The sequence below is a fragment of the Fibrobacter sp. genome (genome assembly GCA_024399065.1).
Taxonomy (GTDB): Bacteria; Fibrobacterota; Fibrobacteria; order Fibrobacterales; family Fibrobacteraceae; genus Fibrobacter.
On sequence record JAKSIB010000072.1, the window covers coordinates 1 to 4,892 of the forward strand.

8 protein-coding genes are annotated in these 4,892 nt (G+C 47.9%); 6 read left to right on the forward strand and 2 right to left on the reverse strand.

All coding sequences use genetic code 11. From position 1 onward, the window contains the following. Positions 1-1,894 (reverse strand): Gfo/Idh/MocA family oxidoreductase (locus tag MJZ25_16285; protein MCQ2125734.1); only part of this gene is annotated, 1,894 nt, incomplete at its 3' end. Between the two features lie 260 nt (positions 1,895-2,154). Between MJZ25_16285 and MJZ25_16290 the strand changes: the two genes are divergently transcribed. The 6 genes from MJZ25_16290 (at position 2,155) to MJZ25_16315 (ending at position 4,459) form a co-directional block, all read left to right on the forward strand. Beyond that, a complete protein-coding gene (locus MJZ25_16290; protein MCQ2125735.1) occupies positions 2,155-2,595 on the forward strand; it encodes a hypothetical protein in 441 nt (146 codons plus the stop codon). A gap of 164 nt (positions 2,596-2,759) precedes the next feature. Further along, positions 2,760-2,981, forward strand: coding sequence for a hypothetical protein (locus MJZ25_16295; protein MCQ2125736.1), 222 nt, complete (start codon positions 2,760-2,762; stop codon positions 2,979-2,981). 84 nt (positions 2,982-3,065) lie between these two features. Continuing rightward, positions 3,066-3,467: a hypothetical protein gene (locus tag MJZ25_16300; GenBank protein ID MCQ2125737.1), complete on the forward strand. Its 402-nt coding sequence runs from the start codon at positions 3,066-3,068 to the stop codon at positions 3,465-3,467. 104 nt (positions 3,468-3,571) lie between these two features. Continuing rightward, a complete protein-coding gene (locus tag MJZ25_16305) occupies positions 3,572-3,973 on the forward strand; it encodes a hypothetical protein (protein ID MCQ2125738.1) in 402 nt (133 codons plus the stop codon). Between the two features lie 160 nt (positions 3,974-4,133). Then, a complete protein-coding gene (locus MJZ25_16310) occupies positions 4,134-4,286 on the forward strand; it encodes a hypothetical protein (protein MCQ2125739.1) in 153 nt (50 codons plus the stop codon). Next, positions 4,274-4,459 (forward strand): hypothetical protein, encoded by a 186-nt coding sequence (locus MJZ25_16315; GenBank protein ID MCQ2125740.1) that lies wholly within the window; start codon positions 4,274-4,276, stop codon positions 4,457-4,459. The genes MJZ25_16310 and MJZ25_16315 overlap by 13 nt, the downstream gene beginning before the upstream one ends. A 163-nt stretch (positions 4,460-4,622) precedes the next feature. Here MJZ25_16315 and pgi read toward each other — a convergent pair. Beyond that, on the reverse strand, positions 4,623-4,892 hold a 270-nt coding region (gene pgi / locus MJZ25_16320; GenBank protein MCQ2125741.1), incomplete at its 5' end, for a glucose-6-phosphate isomerase.

The following is a 4,892-nucleotide window of genomic DNA, read 5'->3' on the forward strand; positions in this document are numbered from 1 at the left end:
TGTCATCCCGGCCGTTGCTCATGTCATCCCGGCCGTTGCTCATGTCATCCCGGCCTTGAGCCGGGATTTCCTTTTCCATCAATCTCAGTTCCACCATCTTGTTTGGCACGTGTTCACCGGGCTTCACATCCACTTCCGTGTAGGCTACCATGACCACCTTCTGCAGGTCCGGGGAAATATGGGGGAACCAGGTATTCCAATGTTCATCGAAGGTCATCTGGGTCTGTTCGGAACCGTTGGCCTTCATGCGCCATGCCTGCATGCGGCCTGTGCGTACAGAGTTGAACCAAATGTATTCGCCCTTGCAATCGTATTCGGGGCCGTCATTGAGGCCTCGTGCCGTCGTAAGCTGGACTTCGTTTCCACCGGCGGTAGGAATGGTGTAGATATCGTACTCGCCGTTGCGTTCGGCGCAGTAGGCCAGGTGCTTTCCGTCGGGAGTGATTCCGTGGAGATAGCTAGGGGCCAGCGGCGTCACCAGCACAGGTTCGCGCCCGTCAAAGAAAATCTTGTAGATGCGGGACTGGCCATCTTCCTTGGTGTGGTGGCTTACGTACAAACCGCTTCCATCGGGGTCGAGAACGTGGTCGTTGTTGCAGTTGTCCACATAGTAGCTGGGGACCTCCGTAATGTCGTCTGCGGCAAGTTCGCCGGCAGCGTCGCGGACCAGGTCCATCTTATAGATGCGACCGTTGGAATTGTAGGTGATGTACTTTCCGTCGGCGCTCCAGTTGGGCGCTTCTATGACGCAGTCGAATTTCTTGAGGGTGGTAATCTTTCCGGTCTCGATGTCAAACACCTGCAGAATGGACTTGTTGCCGCTGCGGTCCCAGGTAACGCCAGGAGCTATTTCAAAGGGATAGCTGACGCCAAAACGATCACGAAGATTGTCCATCAGTTCCATCATTTCCATGGTCTTGTAATGAGTCATCTCCGGACATTCCCTGGCACCCTTGATTAGAGCGCCGCGGCAAGCCAACACTTCATACTCGTAGCAGTTACAGATTCTTTCCGGCTTTACGCTTTCTACAAGCTGGCCTGCTGCATCGTAAACCTGCAATTCTTCCATGTCGTTCAAGTTGACAACACGGATTCGACCTGCCGTTCCATAGATAACGCCTTCGTTGCGCCAAGCATCTGTAATGGAAGTCTTGAGGTAAGCCTTCTTGCCGTTCTTGTAAGTGATGTTGATCCAGTCGGTGGCATCCACGCCGGTATCCGTCTTGATGCAACGTGCGTCAATGCCCGCAATAGGTGCGCCGTAGTTTGCGCAATCCCTGCCAACAATGCCGTCGTTGCCGCGGCAACCTTCTTCATTCAAGAACAGGTCTGCGAAAGTCAAACTGTAAATGCCCAAGTCCAGCAAGGCGCCTCCAGCCAAAGCCGGATTCATCAGGCGTTCCACATGGGTGAGGGGCTGGGAGAAATCTGCTTCGACGCTCTGCACTTCGCCAATGCGCCCAGCGGCAATCCACTGGCGAATAGTCTGTACAGCAGGCAGGAATCTGGTCCACATGGCTTCGCACAAGAATACGCCCTTGTCGTGGGCCATGGCAATCACTTCTGTGGCTTGCTTCACGTTGGCGCAAAATGCCTTTTCCACTAGAATGTTACGGCCGGCTGCGATGCACAATTTCGCGTGTTCATAATGATGGGAGTGGGGAGTTGCAATATAAATCAAGTCTACTTCAGGATCAGCGACCAGCTCTTGGTAGCTGCCAAATGCCTTTGCCGCTCCATACTGTCCGGCGAATGCCTGGGCCTTCGTCAAGTCCCTTGCGGCTGCGGCGTACAGCTCCACGCCCATGCCCTTGTTTTCTAAAACCTTCACGGCTTCTGCCATCTTACCGGCAATATAACCGCATCCGAGAATTCCGAACTTCAAATTTTTCATGTTCAAAATATACTTTGCCACAACGTAGTCTGCGAAAAAATCCTCACATTTGTTGTTTACCGATGTGCCCTTATGCCGTTGCAGGATTCCCGCGAATCATCGACCTCTATACAAAATTCCGGCAAGGGCGACCACAGCTTGCGTATTCCACCTTGGAATGAGTTTTGTCAAAAATTTTTAACATTTTGTGGTCTGCGAAAAAGCCCTTTTGTACTTTAAAAATGTGGGCCGATGAAGGTTCACCAACAAGGAGGCTTACCATGAAAACGCTTAAACTGACAACGGTTCTGGTTCTCGCTACAATGGTCTCGATGTCTTTTGCTTCTCAGATGGTTAAGTCCAAACTCGGAGATCTGGATATCCTGGCACAGCGTGGTGGAGACAAGGTTATTTGCACTGCACACTTTGCCGACGAACTTACTCTTCTTAAGGAAGTCGAAGCTGACGCTTTAGTAAAGGCTGCAGACTGCAAGGGCTGGGTAGCTAAAGAAAAGATCGAAAAGGTGGCTAAGGCTGCAGGAAATACTAGTGTCATTCTTGAAAACTACGATATCAATGCATGGCTCAATGAAACCGGCGTGTTCGTGTTGAAAGATGATATTGAAGATTTCGAAGGCGTAACCATTGATCGTGATTTCCGCGAATACCTGACCTACACAATCGATCGTGAACAAACTGAAATGCGCAACGGTGATAATTAAGACTTTATTCATCCTCTCCTTAAGAAAAAGACCCTCGTTCAGCTAGTGCTGGGCGAGGTTTTTGTTTTGAACAATCAGCCTTGTCATGACCTAATGCTTTTTTACATCTTGTTCAAGAGATTGTGCTTTCGCGCGAAAAACTTTTCACAAACAAGAGAAAGAAAATGAGCCTAACAAATGACAAAGAGATGGACCATCTATTGCCTGCAGAAAATGGAATGTACGATCTTTCCTACTGCTATTCTCAAGACCACAAGTTTGCGGCCCTGCAGCTTACGAAGTATATGTCCTTTGAATACAGACCCGTTACCGCCATCCGTTTTGTCGAAAATGAAACAGCAGAAGGTGACGAAGCGGAAGTCCTGTACAAGGCTTTTGTAAAGTAACCTAGAATGGGAGCGTTTTTTTGGGGGGAGCCGCTCCTAAAATTAAGACGTCATACTAATATTTTTTTATTTTGTGGTTTCGTTATGAAGTGGCTTAAGCAAAATGCTGCGATGATTTTGGTAAGTGCGGTGTTCGCGTTACTTGCCGGAATTAATATTGGCGCCTACGCAAGTTTCGTTGATTCCCGTCAAGCACAGGAATTGCAGGGCGACCATTTGTTGCGTTATGGCGATGCTCTTCCTGTAACGGCGTATGTGGAATCTCGCGCTCCTGCACAGAATATTTCCACCCGGATTCTGCGGGTTGTTTCCCTTGATGGATTCGGTGGCCGTAACGCCTATCGTGGAATTTCTGGCTGGCACGATTTTAAAGACGCTCGAGGTGCTTTGGGACGTGCCGCTTTGCGGTCGGAATTTCCGACTGCACTTACGTTTGAACACCCGAAGGAATACTACGTCTATACTCTTGAGCGAATGCTCTGCTAATCCTTCTTTCTCCCATAAAGATTGCAATTATGCCGCGCAAAGAACTTGCGTTTGTTTTGGCGTGCACGCGGCTTTCACAAATTTTATAAACAAGAGAAAGAAAAATGAGTCTTACAAATGACAGGGAGATGGATGACTCCCTTCACAACCAATCCAACATTACCGTCAAGAAAACATTCTTTGGTCTCAGGGAGACAATCTTTTACAACCCGACAAAATCAAAAATTGATGGTGGCGACCTGGAGCTGGATCCTAATGATGGTGACAAAATCAAGGAATTGTTGGAATTGCCCGATGATTCAATCTGCGAAACGGTTGCGAAGATGGAACCTCTGCCTTCCGTAGAAAATGGAATGTACGATCTTTCCTACTGCTATTCTCAGGACCACAAGTTTGCGGCTTTGCAGCTTGCGAAATACATGTCCTTTGAATACAGGCCGGTCACCGCAATCCGTTTTGTCGAGAATGAAACAGCGGAATCACTTCTTAGAATTTTGCTGAAGTAAAATGGCAATGCTGTAGAGGCAAAGTCATAAATTACAAACCTTTTACCTAAGCACCCTTTACAAAAATAGGGTGCTTTCTATATTACATCCCGAGCGTTAGAAATCGTCTCCTGAACACTTGAGAAAATCAAGTGTTTTTTTTCTTTTAAGAGGAGATGCTATGTCTAATGACAACCAGAAAAAATTGAAGGTCTATCTTGATACTTCTGTAATCAGCTACCTGCATCAGGATTTATCTATGTTGGCAATTGTGCAGCCCACGGTCCTTATTGAACATCAGGAAGACGAGGTGTATCGTTTATGGAAAAAGTAGATATCTCGAAAGACTTTACTGTAGAGGATATTCATAAAATCCGTGAGGCTCATTGTGAGAGGACAAAGAATTGGTCTTCAGATAAAATCTATGCTGAAGCTCATGAGTCTGCATTGCGAGTCCAGGCGGAAATCCAGTCCCTCCGCGAAAAGCGGGAGAAGTACCAGCCATAAGTGCCTGCGAAGCAAAACTTGATTTAAATAGAACACCCGCCCGGCATAAACCGGACGGGTTGTTCTTATTTGTGTAAAGCTTAAAGCGTATAGGAATGCTGGTTTAGCCCGCGTTCCTAACCACTAGCCACTAAACACTAATCACTACAGAAGTAAGCTCTGCTTACTTCTGGTTCTTCTTGAACCAGTTGATGAGCTGGTTGGTAGAGGAATCGTGCTTGAGTTCGGTGTTTTCCTTCAGTTCCGGGAGGATCTTCATGGCCAGCTGCTTACCCAGTTCAACACCCCACTGGTCGTAGCTGTTGATGTTCCAGATAACGCCCTGGGTGAAGATCTTGTGTTCGTACATGGCGATGAGAGCACCGAGACGTTCCGGAGAAACGTAGTCCATCATGATGGAGTTGGTGGGCTTGTTGCCTTCGAACACCTTGTG

What these genes read in the sequence shown, in the direction of transcription:
- MJZ25_16295 (MCQ2125736.1), top strand. Translation starts at nt 2,760, where the DNA reads ATGAGCCTAACAAATGACAAAGAGATGGACCATCTATTGCCTGCAGAA.
- MJZ25_16310 (MCQ2125739.1), top strand. Translation starts at nt 4,134, where the DNA reads ATGTCTAATGACAACCAGAAAAAATTGAAGGTCTATCTTGATACTTCT.
- MJZ25_16315 (MCQ2125740.1), top strand. Translation starts at nt 4,274, where the DNA reads ATGGAAAAAGTAGATATCTCGAAAGACTTTACTGTAGAGGATATTCAT.
- MJZ25_16290 (MCQ2125735.1), top strand. Translation starts at nt 2,155, where the DNA reads ATGAAAACGCTTAAACTGACAACGGTTCTGGTTCTCGCTACAATGGTC.
- MJZ25_16300 (MCQ2125737.1), top strand. Translation starts at nt 3,066, where the DNA reads ATGAAGTGGCTTAAGCAAAATGCTGCGATGATTTTGGTAAGTGCGGTG.
- MJZ25_16305 (MCQ2125738.1), top strand. Translation starts at nt 3,572, where the DNA reads ATGAGTCTTACAAATGACAGGGAGATGGATGACTCCCTTCACAACCAA.